This window comes from Paenarthrobacter sp. NPDC089675 (assembly GCF_044749185.1).
In the GTDB taxonomy this organism is placed as follows: Bacteria; Actinomycetota; Actinomycetes; order Actinomycetales; family Micrococcaceae; genus Arthrobacter.
In genome coordinates this window covers 487419-508476 of record NZ_JBIVHM010000003.1, presented here as the reverse complement: position 1 = coordinate 508476, position 21058 = coordinate 487419, and the positions used below count along the sequence as shown (strand labels likewise).

Here is a 21058-nt window from a genome sequence, read left to right as displayed (position 1 = left end):
CGCTAGGCCGCCTTCACCAAGGGCAACTCATCCCAGTGGGTGGTGTAGCGAGGACTCAGCATGCCGCGTTTCATGGACCAGTCCGGACCGCCCCGGATGCCGGCGTGGCCCAGGCCGATGGACCCCCGGCCGTAGCGTTTGCTGACCTGTTCAAGCAGTGAGCCGATGCCGCGTTCCTCGTGCCGGTTCTCGAAGATTTCCAACGGCTTCTGGTTGCCGGTGGGCCGCAGGTCCGTGACCATGATCCCCGCCTTGGCGTACTTGATCCCTTCCTGGAACTTGGCCAGCAAAGCGTGCGCGGCTTTCGTCAGCAGCACCGGGTCCGACGTCGGCATCGGCAGCCTGACGTTGACGGTGGGAAATGACTTGTCGTTGGGGTTGTAGACAGACGTGGCTGCGAACGCCGTCAGCAGTTTGGCCTGGAGATCGTGCTTGGCCAGCCGGGCACTGGCCATCTGACCGTAGACGCTGAGCACCTGCCGCAACTGCGCCGCCGTCGTAATCGGCGTCGAGAACGAGCGCGAAAAGATCAACTGGTCCCGGCCGATCCGTTCCTCCTCCATGGGAATACAGGGCGTACCCTGCAGTTCCAGCACGGTGCGCATCATCACTATGGAGAACTTGTCGCGGAGCTTCACCGGATCAGCCCTGACCAGATCGAGGATCGAAAAGATACCCATGGCGTTCAGGCGCCTGGTGAGCCGGGTGGCCACTCCCCAGATCTCAATGACCGACAGCCGTGCCATGAGCGCCTCACGTTGATCCGCCGGCACGGAATCCCAGCGGCAGACGCCATTGAACGCGGGATTGTGCTTGGCCCACTTATTGGCGAGCTTGGCGAGGGTCTTGGTGGGCGCAATCCCCACACAGACCGGCACGCCTACGTTTTTTCGGCACGCGTCCTTGATGGTCCTGCCGAGTCGCTCAAGCTCCTCCGGGCCACCCTTGACCCCCAGGAACGCTTCATCGATCGAGTAGACCTCCAGCCACGCGGAGTAGCGCCGGAGCAACTCCATGACCCGCGAACTGATATCGCCATAGAGTTCGTAGTTGCTGGACAGCGCGATGAGTCCCCACTCCTTGGCCCGCGGAGCAAGTTTGAACCACGGATCTCCCACGCCGATTCCAAGCTTCTTGGCCTCCGGCGACCTGGTCACGGCGCAGCCATCGTTGTTGGAGAGCACGATCAGGGGCTTGCCTTCGAGGGCCGGGTTGAAGGCACGCTCCGCCGATGCGTAGAAGCAGTTGATGTCCACGTGGGCGATCTCCTGCATGCGGCGCATCAAGGCTGGTTTGGACATCCCACCCTCCTCGGCTGATAGCAGCTGAACACCGTGATGGATGTTTTCGACACGGCATTATTCGAACATATATTCGAATACTTTCACTGTACTGCGGGGGCCTGACAAAGAAGCCTGCATCGGCCAAATCCCACCGCTTGCCTAGGACATCGATGAGTGTGAATATTTACATGTGTCTATATCCTTGGAGCTAACCCCGGTCCAGGCCGTTGCCTGCTGCTCGCCGTTGGCGCGCGAGCCGTTGTCGGAGAAAGAAGCCGACGGTGTTGCACCGTTATTGAAGGCGTTGGCAGACCCGGTAAGGCTGCGATTGATGTCCCTCGTTGCCTCCCACGAGGGCGGCGAGGCTTGCGTTTGCGACCTCAACGATGCCTTCGAGTTGTCGCAGCCGACCATCAGTCACCATCTGAAGGTGCTGCACGAAGCCGGTTTGCTGGACCGGGAAAAGCGCGGGGTCTGGGTCTACTACAAGGCCCGCACCGAAGCCCTGCAGAACCTGGCAGCACTGATCGGCGGGCAGCCCGCGTGAAGAATGACCTGGCCAAGCGCGCCGCTGCTGAGTCCATCGGCACCTGCCTGCTGGTGATGGCCGTGGTTGGGTCGGGCGTCATGGCTTCCCGGCTGTCACCGAACGACGTCGGACTGCAGCTTTTGCAGAACAGCCTCGCCACCGGCGCCGCCCTCGTCGCACTGATCCTGGCGCTCCAGCCGGTTTCGGCATCGTTCAATCCCGTGGTGACGTTCGCCGAACGTGCCCTGGGGATGATCGACACCCGGACTGCGGCCGTGCTGGCCTCGGCACAGGTCCTTGGTGGTTTGGCTGGGACGGTCGCGGCGAACCTGATGTTCGGCCTCGACGCGGCCTCCGTCTCGACGCACGAACGTTCCGGACCGGGGCTCTGGCTGGGCGAGGTCATCGCCACCGCCGGGTTGCTGGTCATTGTCTTCGGAACCGTTCGTTCAGGCAGGGCAGACCGGGTGGCCTTCGCCGTCGGCGGATACATCACAGCCGCATACTGGTTCACCTCATCCACCAACTTCGCCAACCCTGCCGTCACGATCGCCCGGACCATCACTGATACTTTCGCCGGAATCGCACCCGCCTCTGCCCCGGGATTCATCCTGTCCCAGCTCGCTGGCGGCATTCTTGGGTTTGCCCTGATCCGATTCCTCTACCCCGTTCCCAGTGCGTCCGCGGATGCCGCGGCTGACCGAAAGGTGCTCACATGAGCAACAAGCCCTCCGTCCTGTTCGTCTGCGTCCACAATGCCGGCCGCTCCCAGATGGCCGCCGCCTACCTCACCGCCCTGACCCAAGGTGCCATCGAGGTCCGCTCCGCCGGATCCCAACCCGCAGAGAAGGTCAACCCCGCCGCGGTCGAGGCCATGGCCGAGGTGGGCATTGACATGTCCGCCGAGATCCCGAAGGTCCTCACTACCGAGACCGTGAAGGAATCCGACGTCGTCATCACCATGGGCTGCGGCGATGAGTGTCCCTACTTCCCCGGCAAACGCTACGAGGACTGGGTCTTGGAAGACCCCGCCGGGAAGGGCGTTGAATCCGTCCGGCCTATCAGGGATGAGATCAAGGGCCGGGTTGAGGCACTCATTGCCTCCCTCACGCCGGCAGGAACCCAACAATGACCGATCACGATTCCCTGCCCATCGCAGTGATCGGCGCCGGACCGGTTGGATTGGCTGCGGCCGCACACTTGCTCGAACGCGGACTCGAACCCCTCGTGATCGAGGCTGGCCACACCGTCGGTTCCGCCATGAAAAGCTGGGGCCACGTCCGGTTGTTCTCCACCTGGAAATACAACCTCGACACTGCAGCCGTGCGCCTGCTTGAACCCACCGGATGGGAAGCACCCCGCCCGACCGCGCTGCCCTACGGCCACGAGATCGTCACCCGATATCTGGAACCGTTGGCCGCAACCCAGGAACTCAGGAAGAAGATTCGAACCGGATCCCAAGTCGTTGCCGTCACCCGGCAAGGGATGGACAAAGGCCGCAGCCAAGGCCGCGACGAGGCTCCGTTCCTCCTCCGCATCCAACATGACAACGGAGAAATGAACGAGCTTCTGGCGCGGGCCGTCATCGACGCCTCCGGAACCTGGAACACCCCCGCACCCCTGGGCTCCGATGGGCTCCCAGTCCCCGGAGAAGCCGAAGCCCGCGCTGCCGGGACTGTCACCGGGGCCTTGCCCGACGTCACCCAGGGTGGTTTCGCCGGCCACAAGACCCTCGTCATCGGTTCCGGGCACTCAGCCGCGAACATGGTCCTGGACCTCGCCCGCCTCGCACGAACCAGCCCTGGCACCGACGTCGTCTGGGCCATCCGCGCAGGCACCCCCACAAAGGCTTACGGCGGCGGCAACGCCGACGAACTCCCCGCACGGGGCCAGCTCGGCACCCGCTTGCGCACCGCCGTCGACTCCGGGGCCGTCCAGCTCCTGACAAGTTTCCACACCCACCACCTCGAGACCCGCGACACCGGTGTGACCGTCCACGCAACCGACGGCCGGACGGTCGAGGTCGACCGGATCATCCCGGCCACCGGCTTCCGCCCGGACCTGCGAGTCCTTTCCGAACTGCGGCTGGACCTGGACCCGGCAGTTGACGCCCCCAAAGCACTGGGACCGTTGATCGATCCGGACTTCCACAGCTGCGGAACCGTCCCGCCCCACGGCGCGCGGATCCTCGCCCACCCCGAGAAAGACTTCTACCTTGCAGGCATGAAGTCCTACGGCCGGGCACCGACCTTTCTCATGGCCACCGGCTACGAACAAGTCCGCTCCATCGCAGCCGCGCTCGACGGAGACACCGCTGCCGCGGACGCGCTGGAACTGGAACTGCCCGAAACCGGGGTCTGCTCAACCAGTCTCCCTGCAGATGGGGAAAATACGGCCGATTCGTGCTGCGGACCTGCCGCCCCGGTTCCCGTGACGATCGGCTTTGCCACTGGCCTCCGGCATGGCCGCACCGAGGAGCCAGTCACGCCATGACCTCTGACTCTGGACTGCTCATCCGGCCCATGACCGCCAGTGACTGGCCAGAGGTCGAGGCGATCTGGGCCGCTGGCATAGCCACCGGCCATGCAACGTTCGAGCCGGCCCCGCCAAGCTGGGACGAGTTCAACGCCGGCCGTCGGGCGGACCTGCGCCTCGTCGCCAAACAACACGGCCGGCTCGTGGGATGGGCGGCCGCCTCGCCGGTATCGACCCGGCCGGTCTACCGCGGGGTCGTTGAGCACTCCATCTATCTCTCCCCGGAAGCCCGCGGCCAGGGCTACGCGGGCCAGCTCCTGGACACCTTCATCCGCCACGCCGAGGAAGCTGGCGTGTGGACCATCCAGTCCACCATCTTTCCTGAAAACACCGCCTCGATTGCCCTGCACCAGCGGCACGGTTTCACCATCGTAGGCACCCGTCGACGCATAGGACTCATGGGCTATGGGCCAGCTGCCGGGCAGTGGCGGGACACTGTCCTGCTTGAATACCGCAGCCCACCCGGTTTGGAGTGAGCCGGGCTCGGATCAAATCTCCGGCCACCGGGCGCTGTCCGGCTGTCGAACGCATTCCCGGCACGTTGGATTCGCGCCTACGGCACGAACCGGTATCCCATCCCCGGCTCCGTGATGAGGTGGCGGGGGTTTCCGGGTTCGGCTTCGAGTTTGCGGCGCAGTTGTGCCATATACACCCTCAAGTAGTTCCCTTCTTTGGCGTAGGAAGGGCCCCACACCTCGTTGAGCAGTTGCTGCTGGGTGATGAGTTTGTCCGGGTTCCGGACCAGGATGTCCAGGATGTTCCATTCCGTTGGCGTCATCCTGATGTCCTGGCCGGCTTTGCTGACCCGCTTTTTCGCCAGGTCCACCGTGAACGACTCCGTCTCGACCACAGGAAGTTCCTCCCCTGGCTCGCCCCTGCGGCGCAGGATGGCGCGCAACCGGGCCAGCAACTCATCGAGTCCGAATGGCTTGGTGATGTAGTCGTCGGCTCCGGCATCCAGGGCCACTACCTTGTCGTTGGAGCCATGGCGGGCTGAAAGGACGAGGATGGGGACGCTGCTCCACTGTCGCAGCCTTTCAATGACAGTGGTACCGTCCATGTCCGGCAAGCCCAGGTCCAGAATCACGACGGCGACGGGCCGTTGGCCGGCAAGATGCAGGGCCGCTTCGCCATCGGCAGCCGTGGCCACGGTGTAGCCATGGGCTTTGAGTGTGATGCCAAGGGCACGGAGCAAGTGGGGATCGTCATCCACCACCAAGACGTTGTTCACTGCAGGCCCTCCTTGACCGGCAGCGCCGGAGTGTGGCCGCCGTGGAGCAGTAGCGATTGGGCCTCCATCGGAGCCTCCCCCGTGGGATGGGCAAACAGCGCCCCGGTGGAAAGTGGCAGCCGCAGCACCATGGTCAGCCCGCCCCCGGGGGTTTCTTCGGCAGTGAGCGTTCCACCCATTGCTTCGATGAAACCCTTCGCAACGGCCAGGCCCAGGCCAACACCGGTCGCCGCCGGCACGTCGTCCAGGCGTTGGAAAGGTTGGAACATCTGCAGGACGTTGGCCGTCGGAACCCCTTGCCCATGGTCGATGACGCGCAGCTCACCGGCAGGGCGGCCGTCCAGGACCACGGTGCTCAGTCCTCCGGCGGCACCCACCACCACAATGTCCGTGTTGGGCGCGTACTTGACGGCATTCTCCACGATATTGGCGATGACCCGTTCCAGCATTCCGGCGTCGGCTTCCACCTCGGGCATGTTGGCGGGGAGGTCCACCCGCACTGCTCCGGCGGGGATCCCATGGAGGGACGCGGGTATCACCTCGGACCAGCGCACAGGCTTCAGCAGCGGGGCCACGGAGTCGGAGGATATCCGGGACATGTCCAGCAGGTTTCCCACCAGGACATCGAGACGGTCCGAGCACTCCTCGATGGTGGCCAGCAAGTCCTTTTCCTCGTCCTCCGTGTAGCTGACCCCAGGTTGCCGGAGGCCACCAACGGCGAGCTTGATTCCCGCCAACGGAGTCCGGAGGTCGTGGGAGACAGCCCGGAGGATTGAGGTGCGCATGCTGTTGCTCTCGGCCAGTCGCACCACTTCCCGGCGGCTCGCGGCCAACTGACGGCGTTCCAGCAGCGCCGCCAGATGCACCCCGAAGGCACCGAGCAGGCGCCTGTCGCTCGCGGGCAGGGGCCTTCCGCTAAGGACCAACCGCGTTCCGGCGTCGATTTCTTCGACGTTGTCCACCATGTCGGCAGGAGATGGCGCGGACCCGGATCCGTCCGCCGCGTCCGCGCCCGCGATGAGGTGCCAGCGGGAATTCCCGGATGCTGCGGTTTCCGGGTCAGTGGAAGAGACGTACAGTGCCGCCTTCCGCATTTGGAACACTGCCACAGCCTGCTCCAGCAACCCTTGGACAGGATCCTCAACAGCGGACGCTCCTCGCGTCAACTCCCCCAACGTCTCTGCCTCGGCCCGGGCGCGTGAGGCTTCCTTGGACCGCCGTGCCGAGCGGTCCACCACAAGGGCCACGGCCGTGGAGACACCCGCAAACACCAAGAGCGCCAACAAATTCTGCGGATCGCTGATGGTCAAGGTTCCCAGCGGTGGCACGGAGAAATAGTTCAGCAACAGGCTGCTCCACAATGCACCCAGCAGTGCCGGCCACAACCCGCCCACCAGGGCCACAACCACGGAGCCTGTGAGCTGGATCAGGGCGGCTGTGGCGATGTTGTGCGCAGGGCTGACCGCCAACAACAACTGCACCAGCACGGGAAGCAGCACGGCCAAGGCGAAACCGATACCAACCCGCAGCCGGCCAAGGTCCCCTTCGCGGGAGCGTTCCCGGCCCTGGCCTCCCAGGGGATGCGAGACCATGTGGACATCAATATCGCCCGACTCGCGGACCACCCTGTTGCCCACACCGCCGAACAAGCGCCCTGCCAGCGACTTCCGCCGCGAAACGCCCACCACAATCTGCGTGGCGTTGACGCTGCGGGCAAAATCCAGCAAGGCCTTGGCGGGTTCCTCCCCCGTCACGGTGTGGTAACTGCCTCCCAGGTCCTTGACCAACATACGTTGGGTTTGGAGGTCCTTGGGAGACTCCGAGGCGAGACCATCCGAGGCACGGACGTGGACGGCCAGGAGGTCCCCGCCATTGACCCGTTTGAGGATCCGGGCGGCCCTACGGATCAAGACCTCGCCCTCGGGTCCCCCGGTTAGTCCCACCACGATCCGTTCCCTGGCCGGCCAGCTCGCGTCGATGCTGTTTTCGGCACGGTAACGCGCCAGGCCTTCGTCAACCCGGTCCGCCAGCCACAGCAACGCCAACTCGCGCAACGCCGTGAGGTTGCCCAGGCGGAAGTAGTTGGACAGGGCCGCATCGATTTTGTCCGCCGCATAGATCCGGCCGTCGCCCAGCCGCTGGCGGAGAAGCTCCGGCGAGATGTCCACCAAGTGGATCTGGGAGGCTTTCCGCACCACGTCATCCGGCACGGTTTCAGCCTGCTTCACTTCCGTGATGGCAGTGACCACGTCTCCCAAGGATGCCAGGTGCTGCACATTGACGGTGGACAATACATCAATGCCTGCGTCCAGTAGTTGCTCGACGTCCTGCCACCGCTTCGGGTTCCGGCTTCCAGGGACGTTGGAATGGGCGTATTCGTCCACGACGGCGGTTTGCGGCTTGCGCGCCAGCACGGCGTCGACGTCGAGCTCCTCGAAGGAGGTTCCGCGGTACTCCACGACCTTGGGTGGAACGACCTCCAGGCCTTCGAGCAAAGCGCGCGTTTCCATCCGGCCGTGGTCCATGGCGAACGCCACGGCCACGTCCTCGCCCCGGCTTTTCAGCCGGTGGGCCTCTTCGAGCATGGCGTAGGTCTTCCCGACCCCCGGGGCGGCCCCCAGGAAAATGCGCAGCGTACCCCTTGCCATGAAGTCATTCTTTCACTGGTTGAGCCACCATTTACTTGCTTCCGGCTGCCGCAGCCACGTCAAGGTTCAACAAGGTGACGTTGACGCTAGGCTGGCCCAGGAAGGCCGGCACTCCGGAACCCGTGCGTCCTTCCACCAGGGACCGCACTGCGTCCTCGGGCAACCCATGGGCCCGGGCCACCCGGGGGACCTGCAGCATGGCGTAATCCACGGAGATCTGCGGATCAAGGCCCGAGCCGGAGGTTGTCACGGCATCGGCCGGCACCTGCCCCGGCGCCACCCCTTCGGCCGCGGCCACAGCGTTCCGGTTGGCATTGGCTCCGTCCTGAAGTTTTGCCTCGTTCGGGCCAAGGTTGCTGGCGGAGGAACCCGCGGGATCCCAGTTGGCAGCCGAGGGCCTCGCATGGAACCAGGCAGGGTCCTGCACGCCGTCCGCGGTGGCTGCCACTTGCGCCAGCAGCGCCGAAGCAGCGGGCCGCCCTCCGGCGTCGTAAATAAGCGAACCGTTCGCTCGGGAGGAGGCCACCAACTGGCCTGCCCCGAACACGGCGAGCGGATAGGCCCCGCCGAGCACAACGGTGGCCAACACCAGGAACCGCAGGGCTGTTGCTGCTTGCCGGACATAACCGGTCAACGTATTCATGGGTTGCTCCTAAGCAATGCCGGGAATCAGGGCGATGAGCATATCGATGAGTTTGATGCCGATGAACGGCGCCACCAGGCCACCGAGTCCGTAGACCAGCAGGTTCCTGGAGAGTGCCTGGCTGGCCGAAACGGCCCGGTACTTTACGCCGCGCAGCGCGAGTGGGACCAGGGCGATGATGATGAGCGCGTTGAAAATAACCGCGGACAGAATGGCCGAGGACGGTGTTGCCAACCCCATGATGTTGAGCAGGCCCAGGCCCGGGAACGCTGCAGTGAAGAGGGCCGGGACAATTGCGAAGTACTTCGCAACGTCGTTGGCCACCGAGAACGTAGTCAGTGCTCCGCGGGTGATGAGCAATTGTTTGCCTATGCCCACGATGTTGATGAGCTTGGTGGGATCGGAGTCCAGGTCCACCATGTTTGCCGCCTCCTTGGCGGCAGGCGTGCCCGAGTTCATGGCAACACCCACGTCGGCTGCGGCGAGCGCCGGGGCATCGTTGGTTCCGTCGCCGGTCATGGCCACCAGCCGTCCCTGTTCCTGTTCGCGGCGGATGACCTCGAGCTTGTCTTCAGGGGTGGCTTCGGAAACAAAGTCATCCACCCCGGCTTCGGCCGCGATCGCAGCTGCGGTGACCGGGTTGTCACCTGTAATCATGACGGTCCGGATGCCCATCTTCCGAAGTTCGGCGAAGCGGGCCGCCATACCCGGTTTGACCACGTCCGCAAGGTGAACGGTTCCGAGGACCCGGGCTCCGCCGTCGTGATTCCGCTCGGCGACCAGCAGCGGGGTGCCGCCGCTGGCAGAGATCCGGCGCACGGCGTCGTCCACGTCAGGTGGCACGGATCCGCCTGCGTCACTGACAAACGCCCCAACTGCCGCGGCGGCTCCTTTGCGGAGCATCCGTCCGCCGATGTCCAGGCCACTCATCCGTGTTCCGGCGCTGAACGGGACCACCGCGAAGTCGCCCTCCCTGGCCTGCAACTCTTCGAGATCCGGCCCGCTGCCGCCGCGTTCATGGGCCAGGTCAACAATGGACCGACCCTCGGGTGTCTCGTCGGCCAGGCTGGACAGGCGCGCCGCCTGGATCAAGTCGGCCTGCGCAACGCTCGACGCCGGGTGGAACTCCACGGCACGGCGGTTGCCAAACGTGATGGTCCCGGTCTTGTCGAGCAGCAGGGCGGTGATATCGCCGGCTGTCTCGACGGCGCGTCCCGAGGTCGCCAGGACGTTGTGCTGGACGAGTCTGTCCATGCCGGCGATACCGATGGCAGGGACCAACGCGCCAATGGTGGTGGGGATCAGGCACACCAGCAGGGCTGTCAGGACAATGGGCGACGGCGTTGTCCCGGCCAGCGAGGCGAAGGGTGCAAGGCTCATGGTCACAATGAGGAAGACCACGGTCAGGGAGACCAGGAGCACGTGGAGTGCCACCTCGTTGGGTGTCTTCTGTCGGACGGCACCCTCCACCAGTTTGATCATGCGGTCAATAAAGGTTTCGCCGGGGTCGGCGGAAATCCGGACCACGATCCGGTCGGACAGGACGCGGGTTCCGCCGGTCACCGACGAACGGTCGCCGCCGGACTCCCGGATTACCGGCGCCGATTCGCCCGTGATGGTGGATTCGTCCACGCTCGCCAGGCCTTCGATGATCTCCCCGTCCGACGGGATGACGTCGCCGGCCTCGCACACAACCGTGTCGTTGAGCCGGAGTTCGGTTCCTGGAACTTCCCTGATGGTGCCGTTCGCTGAGCGGAGTTTGGCCATGACGCCTTTCCGGCTGGCACGCAGGCTGTCCGCCTGGGCCTTTCCGCGTCCCTCGGCGATGGCCTCCGACAAGGTTCCGAACAGCACGGTCAGCCACAACCACAGCGTGACGGCGATACTGAAGACCGCCGGCCGGACCACGCAGATCAGCGTGCACAGCGCAGCACCGACCCACACCGTGAACATGACCGGTGAATGCAGCATTTGGCGCGGCGAGAGTTTCCGGAACGCCACGGGAAGTGCCGCACGGACCGCCGCGAAAGTCAGCCTGGCGGGCGCTTTGGTGTGGTGTTTGTGTTCGCCGGGTGTTCCCAGCGGGTTGCCGTCAGCCAGTGTTGCCGTGGCGGCTTCCGTCAATGGCTTGGTCATGCGACGAGTCCTTCTGCGAGTGGGCCCAGGGCCAGGGCCGGGAAGTAGCTGAGCGCGGTGAGGATGATTGTTACTGCCGTCAGAAGGGACCCGAAGAGCGGGCCGTGCGTTTGTACGGTTCCTGCCGAGGCCGGCACGTGTTGTTGCCGTGCCAGGGATCCCGCCAGCGCCAGGACCAGGGCAATGGGAACGAATCGCCCGAGCAGCATTGCCACGCCAAGCATGGTGGAGAGGTAGGGTCCGGAGCTGGTGATGCCACCGAAGGCGGAGCCGTTGTTGTTGGCGCCCGAGGTGAATGCGTACAGCACTTCGCTGAATTGGTGGGGGCCGGAGGCCGGGGCGTTGGCCATGATTCCGGGCAAAAGGACGGTTATTCCGGCCAGGACCAGAACCAACGTGGGCGTGACCAGGATGTAGAGGGCCGCGAGCTTCATTTCGCGCGGGCCGATCTTCTTGCCCAGGAACTCCGGCGTCCGGCCCACCATCAGTCCGGCGATGAAGACGGCGATGATGGCCAGCATGAGCATGCCGTACAGTCCCGAGCCGGTGCCGCCGGGGGCCACCTCGCCGAGCATCATGTTGACCATGGCCACGCCTCCGGCCAGAGGTGGCAGCGAATCGTGCGCGGCATTGACTGCGCCCGTTGACGTCAGGGTGGTGGAGGCGGCGAACAGGGCACTCGACGCCGGTCCAAGACGCTGCTCGAAACCCTCGCCCAGGCCGCCGGCTGCCGCCGTCGCCGTGCCCTGCCCGGAAGCAACCGCAGCGCCCATGAGAAGCGTGGAACCCAGCCACAATGCGCCCATGACGCCCGCAACAGTGAAGCCTTGGCGCCGGTCACCCACCATGCGCCCGTACGTGTAGGGCAGGGCCGAAGGAATCAGCAGGATCAGGAAGACCTGGAAGAGGCTGGTGAAGGCATTGGGATTTTCGAACGGGTGGGCGGAGTTCGCGTTGAAGTAGCCGCCGCCGTTGGTACCCAGGACCTTGATCGCCTCCTGTGAAGCTACGGGACCACCGGGGATTGTTTGGCTGACACCCATGGCCGCGTTGCTGACATCCGTGGACCAGAAATTCTGCACTACGCCGCCAACCACAAGCACCATGGCTCCGAGGGTGGCCAAGGGCAGGAGAAGCCGGAAAGTGGTTCGGGACAGATCCACCCAGAAGTTGCCGAGTTTGTCCGTGCGAGTACGTGTGATGCCACGAATGAGTGCGGCAACCACAACAATGCCCACGGCGGCGGACAAGAAGTTTTGTACTGCCAGGAGGCACATCTGAACGAACATTCCCACCGTGGACTCGGGAACGTAGGTCTGCCAGTTGGTGTTCGTCACGAAGGAAATCGCGGTGTTCATGGCCACCCACGGATCCACGGGTGTTGCGGGCCCCGTTCCGGGGATGAGGCCCTGGAGCCGCTGCAGCAGGAAGACCAGCAGGATGGACACGGCCGAGAACACCAGGACGCTGCGCAAATACACAGACCATCTTTGTTCGGCGGTGCGGTCTACTCCGGCAAGGCGATAGAAGATTCTTTCTGCCCGGGATGACGTGGTTCCGGTGAGCACCCGTTCAATGTAGATGCCCAGGGGTTTGTGCAGCAGGACCAGGACCACCAGCAGCACGGCAATCTGGGTCAGGAACGACAGGGTATTGAAGGCCAACCCGGATCACCACTTTTCCGGATTGACCAGGACGGCTACGAGGTAGCCCAGGAGCGCCAGTCCTGCCACGAGCAGGCCGACCCAGATCACAGCATCGATGGTCACCGGCCACTCACCGGCCCATCTTTGTCGATCATCCTGCCCAATAAATGGGCAACCCACATCACGATTCCCATGGACACCACGAGAATCCCCACAACAGCCAGGTCGGCCACTGGAACGTCCTTTCATCAGGGTCCCGTTTGCGGGACAGATGAAAGTCAACTCCTCCTGAACAAGCCGGAAGCCGTTCCTAACGGTTCCTTAACGCGGCGGGGGCAGATCTTGACGCGTTCTTAACGCTCAGCACCCAACCAAGTCGCAGCTCATGTCGTTTTGACGGCTGGGAACGACCTGCGACTCAGTTGGGCGGCGTGGCTACTTCTTGTGCACCAGGTAGATCGCCCCGGTGGTGACGTCCTCTTCGAGGGCTTCGAGAGTCCGGCCACGGGTTTCGGGGACCTGCGTGTAGATGAAGACCAGTGCCAGGATTCCCACCACCCCGAAGAGGAAGAACGTTCCCGTGATTCCCACTCCGGCCACGAGCGTCGGGAAGAACAGGCCCAGCAGCGCGTTGGCGATCCAGAGGCAGAACACGGAGAGACCGATGGCGAAGCCGCGGACGTGGAGCGGGAAGATCTCGGACAGCATGACCCAGACGGCGATGTTGAGGAAGGTTTGCATGGAGCCAACGAAGGCCACCACCAGGAACAGGATCACGAACGGCCGTGCCTCGTTGCCCACTGGCAGGAGGATGGATGCGATGCCGATGAGGAAGTGGCACACCGTGGTCAGGGTAAACCCGAGCAACAAGGTGGTACGGCGGTTGATGCGCTGCATCAGCGTCAAGGCGATGACACCACCGACGACGGCGATCACGCCGGGAGCGATGTTGGCAATGAGGGCTGCGCTGGAATCGAAGCCGGCCTCCACGAGTACCGACTGCCCGTAATACATGATCGAGTTGATGCCGGTCAGTTGCTGCGCCACACCCAGGCCGATGCCCACGAGGATGATGCGGAGGATCCACTTGTCCTTCAGCGCTGCCCACGAGGTCGCCTTGGAGGCCTTCTCCTCATCTGCGAGGTGCTTGACGTCCGCCATTTCGGCTTCCGCGCGCTCTTCGGAACGGATGGTCTTGAGCACCGCGAGCGCCTCGGCGGCACGGCCCTTGGAAATGAGCCACCGCGGAGACTCGGGCATCCGCAGCATGCCGAAGAACAAGGCGATGGCCGGCAGCGCGGCGACGGCAAGCATAATGCGCCACACTCCTCCGAACTCACCCCAGACGTTGCCGATGATGGCGTTGACCACGAAGGCGGCAAGCTGGCCGATGACGATCATGAGTTCATTGCGCCCCGCGAGTGAGCCGCGGATTTCGTAGGGTGCCAGCTCGGCGAGGAAAACGGGCACCACGGTGGAAGCTCCTCCGACAGCCAGGCCGAGAATGACGCGGCCGAGCACCATGACTTCGAAGCTCGGGGCGAAGACGCAGGCAATGGTCCCCGCGAAGAAGAGCGTGGCCAGCAGGATGATAGTCTTCCGGCGACCCCAGCCATCGGAGAGCCTGCCACCGCCCACGGCGCCGGCAGCGGCACCGAACAGCAGGGAGCTGGTGACAATTCCTTCCGTCAGCGGAGTCAGGGAGAGATCGACCGTCATTGGTCGGAGTGCCCCATTGATCACACCGGTGTCGTAACCAAAGAGGAGGCCGCCGAACGTGGCGACCAGGGCTACCAGGCCCAACCGTTTGCGGTGCGGGCCGTTGGTCAGCGGAGGCAGTGCCGCATTATGGGCACTCTCCCGCTGCGTTTGCGTAGCAGACATCAGGACTCCTTTGTCAGTGTGTTGCGGGTCATACCACCCCGCGCTGACACAAGACTAACGCGCGAAAGGCTTAAATGTAAGGTCAAACTTACAAATGACTGGAAATGTCCGCTTTCATCTTCATGGCAGGATGAACCCATGGCCCTGGACAACACCCCGCGGCGCGCGGCAACGCAAAGTGACGTTGCACGCGAAGTTGGCGTGTCACGCACACTTGTCTCCTTTGCTTTCAGAGGCGAACCTGGCGTCAGCGGGGAAACCAGGCAGGCCATTTTCGACGCCGCGAAGCGCCTGGGCTACCGGCCCAACGCCGTAGCCGCCGACCTGGCACGCAAGCACCGTTCCGCCGTCGGGCTTTACCTCATGGACATCCGCAACGAAATCTATGCCGATATCCTCAGCGGCGTGAGGACTGCGCTGCTGCAGGGGCGCAGCAGGCTGATTCTCAGCGTCTCACGTTCCATCGATGGCGAGGACCGCGACGCCTTGGAGTCGTTGATTGAAGCGCGGGTGGGCATCGTCATTGCGGCCACCCTCCTCGACTCCGATGAAAAGGTCCACGAGGTTGCCGCCGCTGTACCGCTGGTCAGCGTGACGCGACCAGTGGAAGGCGTCGACAGCGTCTATTCAGACGACGCATTGGGAGCACGCGTGGCCACTGAGCACCTGCTCAGCCTTGGGCACACGAGGATTGCCCATCTGGCGGGCCCCGCATATGACGGTCACGTCGTCCGCCGTCGAGCCTATGAGGCGACCATGCACGACGCCGGACTTGCCCACCGGACGCTGTGCGCGGAGGACTTCACGCAGGAATCCGGCCAGCGGGCCGCAGGACTGCTCCTGGATCAAACCGAACGGCCCACCGCCATCTTCGCCCACAATGACCAACTGGCCCTCGGTGCGCGCGAAGCCGCCTATGCCCGCGGCCTCTCCATCCCGGAGGATCTGTCACTGGTGGGGTACGACAACACCCGTACCGCCGGCCTTCATGGAATCGAGCTCACATCCGTCGACCTGCGCGCCGTTGAACTCGGCCGGGTAGCAGGCGAAGTTGCCCTGCACCGCCTGTCCAACCCCGACGCTCCCGCAGCCGACCGCCGCCTGACACCGAAACTGGTGGTTCGACATTCCACGGCGCCCCCAGCGTTGGACTGACTTAGCCTAGATGTGATGGAGGCACGTGGTGGCCACGCCCCAGATGGTCAATTCGGACAACGCCGGCACCCTAATGTCCGGAAATTTTGGATTATCGGCCTCGAGGACCACCCCTCCGGGCGTGATGCGCAGCCGCTTGATGGTCAGCTCGCCGTCCAGTACAGCTACGACGACGGATCCGTCCTTCGGCTCCAGCGCCCGGTTGACGATCAACTCGTCGCCGTCGCTGATGCCGGCACCCTCCATGGATTGACCGGTCACACGCACTACGAAGGTGCTGGTGACGTCCTTGATGAGGTGTTCATTGAGGTCGATCCGGCCGTCAAAGTAGTCCTGCGCCGGAGAGGGGTAACCTGCCGCCACCGCAACGGGGGCCAGCAGGACCGACAAAAGAGAGAAGCCCGCATCTAGCACACGGGGGCCAACTATCACGCCCACAACACACCTTTATTCGAATATATGTTCGATACCTGAGTGTACAACGGGCCGCGGACATTGTGTGCTTCGCCGAGGTCGCGGGAAGACTGCATCCACGTTGGGAACGTTTCAGCGAACCAGCAGCTTTCCCGCGAAATCCGACGTCGCCGTCGACTGGATCGAGGAAACTGCGAACCAGGAAACGCCCTAACCCACCTTGTAGCGAAGGTGGGAAACCAAACTGGTGCCCCGGACTTCCAGTGGCTCGAGCTTCAACTCGCCCACGCCGTCCAGCAGGCGCTCCCCCGCCCCGAGGATCACCGGGGCAACATGCAGCCGCAGCTCGTCGATGAGCCCTGCGGACAGGAACTGCCGCGCCGTCGAGGCACCCCCGGCGATGGCCACGTTCTTGTCACCGGCGGCCTCGCGGGCACGCTCCAGCACTGACTCGATGGGCTCGTTGACGAAGTGGAACGTGGTGCCCCCTTCCATCACCAACGGTTCATGGGCGTGGGTAGTGAGCACGAAAACGGGCGCGTGGTACGGCGGCTCCTCACCCCACCAGCCCCGCCAATCCTCGGGCCAAGCCCCGTCACCAGGGCCGGCGAACATGTTCCGGCCCATGATGTACGCGCCCGCTTCGAGGATCCCGGCCACCTCGGCGGCATTGATGTCCCGTTCCTTGAACTGCCAGCCGTGCAGCCTTTCACCGCCGGTCCCCAGCGGTTGTTCCATGCTCTGGTTGGGACCGGCCACAAAGCCGTCGAGGGACACGGTCAGATCACAGGTAACTTGGCTCATGCGCCCATCCTGCCACCGGGCCCGCTCCCCGTCACGCAGCGTGGCGGTTCACGAAACGTTGAATCCGCCATTGCTGTGCAGGAGTTGCCCGTTGATCCACGAGCCCGCATCGGAGAACAGGAACCTCACCAGATCGGCGGTGTCGCTCGGAGTTCCCAAACGCCCCGCAGGTGTCGCCCCGGTGGCCCAGCCCCGAACGCCGTCGTCCATCCACCCGGTATCGATGGGACCCGGATTGATCACGTTCGCCCGCACTCCCCTGCCGGCCAGTTCGACGGCGGCTGCCGTCACGATCCTGTCGAGCGCGCCTTTGCTGGCGCCGTACGGGAGATTATGCACGGTATGGTCGCTCGTCAGCGCCACGATCCGGCCGCCAATGACGCCCGCGGAAACCTCCGGCAGCGGTTCGGCGAACGCCTTGATCAGCAGCCACGTGGCCCTGGCATTCACGGCGAAATGCCGGTCCCAACTTTCCAGCGAGGTGGTGAGGATGCTGCTGTCCACCGACTCGCAATGCGACATGACGAGTCCCGTGACCGGCCCAATACCCTGCCCGGCCGAGATCAGGGCCGCAGGCACGTCCGGATCGCTGAGGTCGCCAGGGACAAGCTCGACGGCGACACCCAGCCCACGGCATTCAGCGGCTATTGCTGTTACGTCGTCGGGAGACGAATCGAGGCCGAGCCGGTCGTCGTAGGGCTTCCAGTGGTTGATGACGAGGTTCCAGCCGTCACGGGCCAGGCCGAGGGCCAGTGCGGCCCCGATGGAGCGGCGCCGCCCTACGCCGGTGACCACGGCAACCTTTGAGGGATGATCCATGCCTTGACCCTATGCGCTTGCAACCGTGAGTCCTACGCTGATCCTGTCCAACCACGAAGAGAGGGCCGCCATGGCACGCGAACCGGAACCCACACTTGAGCAACTGAACGTGCTGGTTGGTGTCTGGGACACCTCGATCCCCAGCGCCGGGACCCAGGGACGGACCACGTTCGAATGGTTGGAAGGGGGCGGATTCCTCATCCAGCGTTCCACTGTGCAGCTGCCGGAGTACCCCAACGCAGTCAGCGTCATCGGAGCCACCGGTTCGGACGGCGCCTTCCAGCAGCACTACTTCGACTCGCGCGGCGTCGCCCGGATCTACGACATGACCCTCAAGGACAACGTCTGGACTCTCTACCGGGACGGTCCGGACTGGCCACAGCGCTTCGTGGGGCGGCTCAGCGAGGACGGGAACACCATCAACGCCCGCCTGGAACGCGGCACGTATCCGGGCGGACCGCTGGAGCACGACTTCGACATGGTCTACACCCGGGTTACTCCACCTCATGGACAGATTCCCGGACCGGTGGGAACATAAGGGCCATAATCCGCGGAGGCATCGCCCGGCCACGTTCGGGTAACTCCAGGTCAGCTCTCGTTTGAGGGGAACGGCCATGGTTCGGCTGGGGAACGCGAACACTGGGAATCCGGGTCCAGAGCCCGTTGTGGCTGGGGCACGCCGCAGCAGCACCTTGGAGAAGGTGGATGCCGTGGTGGTCGGTTCAGGTTTTGGTGGTTCGGTCGCAGCCCTGCGACTGGCCGAAGCCGGGCAGTCCGTAGTCCTCATGGAACGCGGCAAGCCTTACCCGCCGGGCAGTTTCGCCCGCTCGCCGTCGGAAATGGGCCGTAATTTCTGGGATCCGGACCGTGGCCTGTACGGCCTCTTCGACGCGTGGACGTTCCGTGGGACAGAAGGCCTGGTGTCCAGTGGTTTGGGTGGCGGTTCGCTCATCTATGCCAACGTCCTGCTCCGCAAGGATGAGAAGTGGTTCGTCAACGAGTCCCCCATCCCGGGCGGCGGGTACGAGAACTGGCCCTTCACCCGCGAGGACCTGGACCCGTATTACAAGGCCGCCGAGGAGATGCTGCAGCCGGTCCCCTATCCGTACAAGGACACGGCCAAGACGATGGCGATGGAAAACACTGCCGCCACGTTGGGACTCTCCATCAGCAGGCCACCGATCGCCGTAACCTTTGCGGGCGCGCCAGGCGCCGAACCCCGCACCAACCATCCCCTGCCCTTGCCGGAGTACGGCAGCATCCATGGGCCAAACACCGTCCGGACCACGTGCACACTGTGCGGGGAGTGCGATATCGGCTGCAACGCCGGCGCCAAGAACACGCTTGACCACAACTACATCTCGGCAGCGGCGGCAAAGGGTGCCGACATCCGTACCTTCCACGACGTGCGCGGCATCAGGCCGTTGGGCGGCGGCGGTTACGAGGTCCGGTACGTGGTGCACGATCCCGAAAACCGGGGCGGCCTCCTCACCGAACAGATCATCCACTGCCGGCGGCTCGTTCTGGGCGCCGGGACATTCGGCACCAACTTCCTCCTGCTCCGCAACCGCGGTTCCCTCCCCGCCCTCAGCGACGCCCTGGGAACCCGATTCAGCGGCAACGGTGATCTCCTGACCTTCATCATGGACGCCAAGACACCGGCCACCAACGGATCCCGCCCCGGCGTACGGACCCTCACCGGCAGCCGCGGCCCGGTCATCACTACGGCGATCCGGGTACCGGACGCCAATGACGACGACGGCGACGGCCGCGGTTACTACGTGGAGGACGCAGGGTATCCGGCGTTCATCAACTGGCTCATGGAAACCGCGCAACTCAAGACCGCGGCGCTGCGCACGGCACGTGTCGCCGGCCAACTGCTGAAGGACAGGCTCTTCGACGCCGGCCGCTCCAACATCTCAGCGGATCTAGCCGCGGCACTCGGTGACGGTCGTTTGTCGGCCAGTTCGGTGCCGCTGCTGGGCATGGGCCGGGACGTTCCCGACGGCGTCATGACCCTTCACGATGGAAGGCTGGCCGTTGCCTGGACCATGGCCACGTCCAAGGAGTACTTCGGGCGGGTCCGCGCCACAATGGAGTCGATCGCCAAGGACCTTGACGGCAACTTCGTGGACAACCCCTTGTGGTGGGCCAAGCGCGTCATTACGGTCCACCCGATCGGCGGTGCTCCTGCGGGGCGGCATCCCGGCGAGGCTGTGTGTGATTCCTATGGCGAAGTGTTCGGCTACCCGGGCATGTACGTGGTGGACGGGGCCGCCATGCCGGGTCCTGTGGGAGCCAACCCTTCGTTGACCATCGCGGCCTTTGCGGAACGGGCGTGCGCGCGGATCCTTGACGGAGGGCCGGAAGCCGAACGGTCCCGTGTTGCAGCGCATCGCGGGATCACCCCTTCGGACGCGGCCACCGGGGACGGCAACCACCAGGCAGGCGGCGGGGCCCCCGCGAAGGCGGCCGTTCCGCCCGCGGCGGCAGGCGCCGTCGTCGACGTAGCGGGCGCACCGCGCGCACTGGCACCGGACGCTACCAAGGGCAACGGGGCGCGTAAGGAGCAGCCTGCGAGCGCTGCTGAAACCGGCGCCGACGCCCCTCATGCCCGCAGTCGCGGGCTGACGCCTCCCGCAACGAGTTCCCCGCCCGCTACCTCCGTCCGGTTCACCGAACAGATGCACGGTTGGTTCAGCCCTGGAGTCACCGATCCTGAGAAGGGCCGGATGTTGGGCCGCGATCGAAGCCGCAAGATCATGTTCGAGCTGACGATCACCGCAGAAGACATCGATGCGTTCGTCGCGGACCCGAGCCACCCCGCCAAAGCGGAGGGCTACGTCCTGGCTGACTATTTCGGTGGGCGCATGCCCGTGGAGAAGGGGTGGTTCAACCTCTTCGTTGAAGACGAATCAGCCGATGGGCGTCCGGCCCGCAGGATGCTCTACCGGTTGTGGCTCCGGGATCCCGGCGGAACGCCCTTCACGTTCACCGGATACAAGCTCATCCATAACGAGGCGGGCTTCGATCTCTGGCCCGACACCACCGTCCTTTACGCGACGATCCTTCGCGGGCATGTGCCGCCGGACGCGGAGGCCGGGCACCCCGATGAAGGGGTTGCCGGCGCAGGTGTGCTCTACATCCGTCCCCTCGACTTCGCCAAGCAACTGACCACGTTCCGGGCGGAAGGTCCGGCTCCTGTGGCCGGGTTGGCGGCCTTCATGAAGTTGTTCGCGGGCGAGCTGTGGCAGGTCTACGGGCGTGGCGTAAGGCGTGTGCCGTTCCCGCTCAGATCATCCCGGGCTTCGAAGCGTCCGGGGCGCTGAGA

Annotated in this window: 19 protein-coding genes; 8 read left to right on the top strand and 11 right to left on the bottom strand. The window is 64.6% G+C overall.

From position 1 onward, the window contains the following. Nucleotides 1–2 precede the first annotated feature (2 nt). A complete protein-coding gene (locus ACIPY2_RS09955) occupies nt 3–1301 on the bottom strand; it encodes a Y-family DNA polymerase (RefSeq protein WP_400266200.1) in 1299 nt (432 codons plus the stop codon). Between the two features lie 178 nt (nt 1302–1479). Between ACIPY2_RS09955 and ACIPY2_RS09950 the strand changes: the two genes are divergently transcribed. The 5 genes from ACIPY2_RS09950 to ACIPY2_RS09930 are packed head-to-tail and all read left to right on the top strand — an operon-like array spanning nt 1480 to nt 4823. Beyond that, nucleotides 1480–1830, top strand: coding sequence for a metalloregulator ArsR/SmtB family transcription factor (locus ACIPY2_RS09950; RefSeq protein WP_400266232.1), 351 nt, complete (start codon nt 1480–1482; stop codon nt 1828–1830). Further along, complete coding sequence (locus tag ACIPY2_RS09945) at nt 1827–2531, top strand: aquaporin (RefSeq protein ID WP_400266199.1); 705 nt, start codon at nt 1827–1829, stop codon at nt 2529–2531. The genes ACIPY2_RS09950 and ACIPY2_RS09945 overlap by 4 nt, the downstream gene beginning before the upstream one ends. Next, nucleotides 2528–2944 (top strand): arsenate reductase ArsC, encoded by a 417-nt coding sequence (locus ACIPY2_RS09940; protein WP_400266198.1) that lies wholly within the window; start codon nt 2528–2530, stop codon nt 2942–2944. Before ACIPY2_RS09945 ends, ACIPY2_RS09940 begins: the two co-directional genes overlap by 4 nt. Next, a complete protein-coding gene (locus ACIPY2_RS09935) occupies nt 2941–4305 on the top strand; it encodes an FAD-dependent oxidoreductase (protein WP_400266197.1) in 1365 nt (454 codons plus the stop codon). The genes ACIPY2_RS09940 and ACIPY2_RS09935 overlap by 4 nt, the downstream gene beginning before the upstream one ends. Then, nucleotides 4302–4823: a GNAT family N-acetyltransferase gene (locus tag ACIPY2_RS09930; protein ID WP_400266196.1), complete on the top strand. Its 522-nt coding sequence runs from the start codon at nt 4302–4304 to the stop codon at nt 4821–4823. Before ACIPY2_RS09935 ends, ACIPY2_RS09930 begins: the two co-directional genes overlap by 4 nt. 77 nt (nt 4824–4900) lie before the next feature. Here the strand turns inward: ACIPY2_RS09930 and ACIPY2_RS09925 are convergent, their stop codons facing one another. The 7 genes from ACIPY2_RS09925 to ACIPY2_RS09895 all read right to left on the bottom strand — a co-directional run bounded on the left by ACIPY2_RS09925 (nt 4901) and on the right by ACIPY2_RS09895 (nt 14535). Next, entirely contained in the window at nt 4901–5578 is a 678-nt protein-coding gene (locus tag ACIPY2_RS09925) for a response regulator (protein ID WP_400266195.1), read from the bottom strand. After that, complete coding sequence (locus ACIPY2_RS09920; protein ID WP_400266194.1) at nt 5575–8226, bottom strand: DUF4118 domain-containing protein; 2652 nt, start codon at nt 8224–8226, stop codon at nt 5575–5577. The genes ACIPY2_RS09925 and ACIPY2_RS09920 overlap by 4 nt, the downstream gene beginning before the upstream one ends. Before the next feature lie 31 nt (nt 8227–8257). Further along, nucleotides 8258–8869: a potassium-transporting ATPase subunit C gene (locus ACIPY2_RS09915; RefSeq protein WP_400266193.1), complete on the bottom strand. Its 612-nt coding sequence runs from the start codon at nt 8867–8869 to the stop codon at nt 8258–8260. A 9-nt stretch (nt 8870–8878) separates the two neighbouring features. Further along, the gene (kdpB, locus tag ACIPY2_RS09910) at nt 8879–11005 is read right to left on the bottom strand and encodes a potassium-transporting ATPase subunit KdpB (RefSeq protein WP_400266192.1); all 2127 of its coding nucleotides are present in this window, start codon (nt 11003–11005) and stop codon (nt 8879–8881) included. After that, nucleotides 11002–12669, bottom strand: a complete 1668-nt coding sequence (gene kdpA / locus ACIPY2_RS09905) for a potassium-transporting ATPase subunit KdpA (RefSeq protein ID WP_400266191.1) — start codon at nt 12667–12669, stop codon at nt 11002–11004. The genes kdpB and kdpA overlap by 4 nt, the downstream gene beginning before the upstream one ends. A gap of 6 nt (nt 12670–12675) precedes the next feature. After that, nucleotides 12676–12774 carry a potassium-transporting ATPase subunit F gene (locus ACIPY2_RS09900; RefSeq protein WP_400266190.1) on the bottom strand — a complete coding sequence of 33 codons (99 nt, stop codon included), beginning with the start codon at nt 12772–12774 and terminating at the stop codon, nt 12676–12678. A gap of 312 nt (nt 12775–13086) precedes the next feature. Further along, on the bottom strand, nt 13087–14535 hold the full coding sequence (locus tag ACIPY2_RS09895) for a sugar porter family MFS transporter (protein ID WP_400266189.1): 1449 nt from the start codon (nt 14533–14535) through the stop codon (nt 13087–13089). Between the two features lie 138 nt (nt 14536–14673). On the opposite strand from ACIPY2_RS09895, the gene ACIPY2_RS09890 reads away from it, so the two are divergent. After that, nucleotides 14674–15690 (top strand): LacI family DNA-binding transcriptional regulator, encoded by a 1017-nt coding sequence (locus ACIPY2_RS09890; protein ID WP_400266188.1) that lies wholly within the window; start codon nt 14674–14676, stop codon nt 15688–15690. 6 nt (nt 15691–15696) lie between these two features. Here the strand turns inward: ACIPY2_RS09890 and ACIPY2_RS09885 are convergent, their stop codons facing one another. The 3 genes from ACIPY2_RS09885 to ACIPY2_RS09875 all read right to left on the bottom strand — a co-directional run bounded on the left by ACIPY2_RS09885 (nt 15697) and on the right by ACIPY2_RS09875 (nt 17727). After that, nucleotides 15697–16128, bottom strand: a complete 432-nt coding sequence (locus tag ACIPY2_RS09885; RefSeq protein ID WP_400266187.1) for a LexA family protein — start codon at nt 16126–16128, stop codon at nt 15697–15699. Between the two features lie 186 nt (nt 16129–16314). Next, nucleotides 16315–16908 (bottom strand): dihydrofolate reductase family protein, encoded by a 594-nt coding sequence (locus tag ACIPY2_RS09880; RefSeq protein ID WP_400266186.1) that lies wholly within the window; start codon nt 16906–16908, stop codon nt 16315–16317. Nucleotides 16909–16956: 48 nt separating this feature from the next. Then, entirely contained in the window at nt 16957–17727 is a 771-nt protein-coding gene (locus ACIPY2_RS09875) for an SDR family oxidoreductase (RefSeq protein ID WP_400266185.1), read from the bottom strand. 25 nt (nt 17728–17752) lie between these two features. Between ACIPY2_RS09875 and ACIPY2_RS09870 the strand changes: the two genes are divergently transcribed. Then, nucleotides 17753–18265, top strand: a complete 513-nt coding sequence (locus tag ACIPY2_RS09870) for a hypothetical protein (RefSeq protein ID WP_400266184.1) — start codon at nt 17753–17755, stop codon at nt 18263–18265. Nucleotides 18266–18392: 127 nt separating this feature from the next. Further along, nucleotides 18393–21056 carry a GMC oxidoreductase gene (locus ACIPY2_RS09865; protein ID WP_400266183.1) on the top strand — a complete coding sequence of 888 codons (2664 nt, stop codon included), beginning with the start codon at nt 18393–18395 and terminating at the stop codon, nt 21054–21056. The last annotated feature ends 2 nt before the right edge of the window (nt 21057–21058 follow it).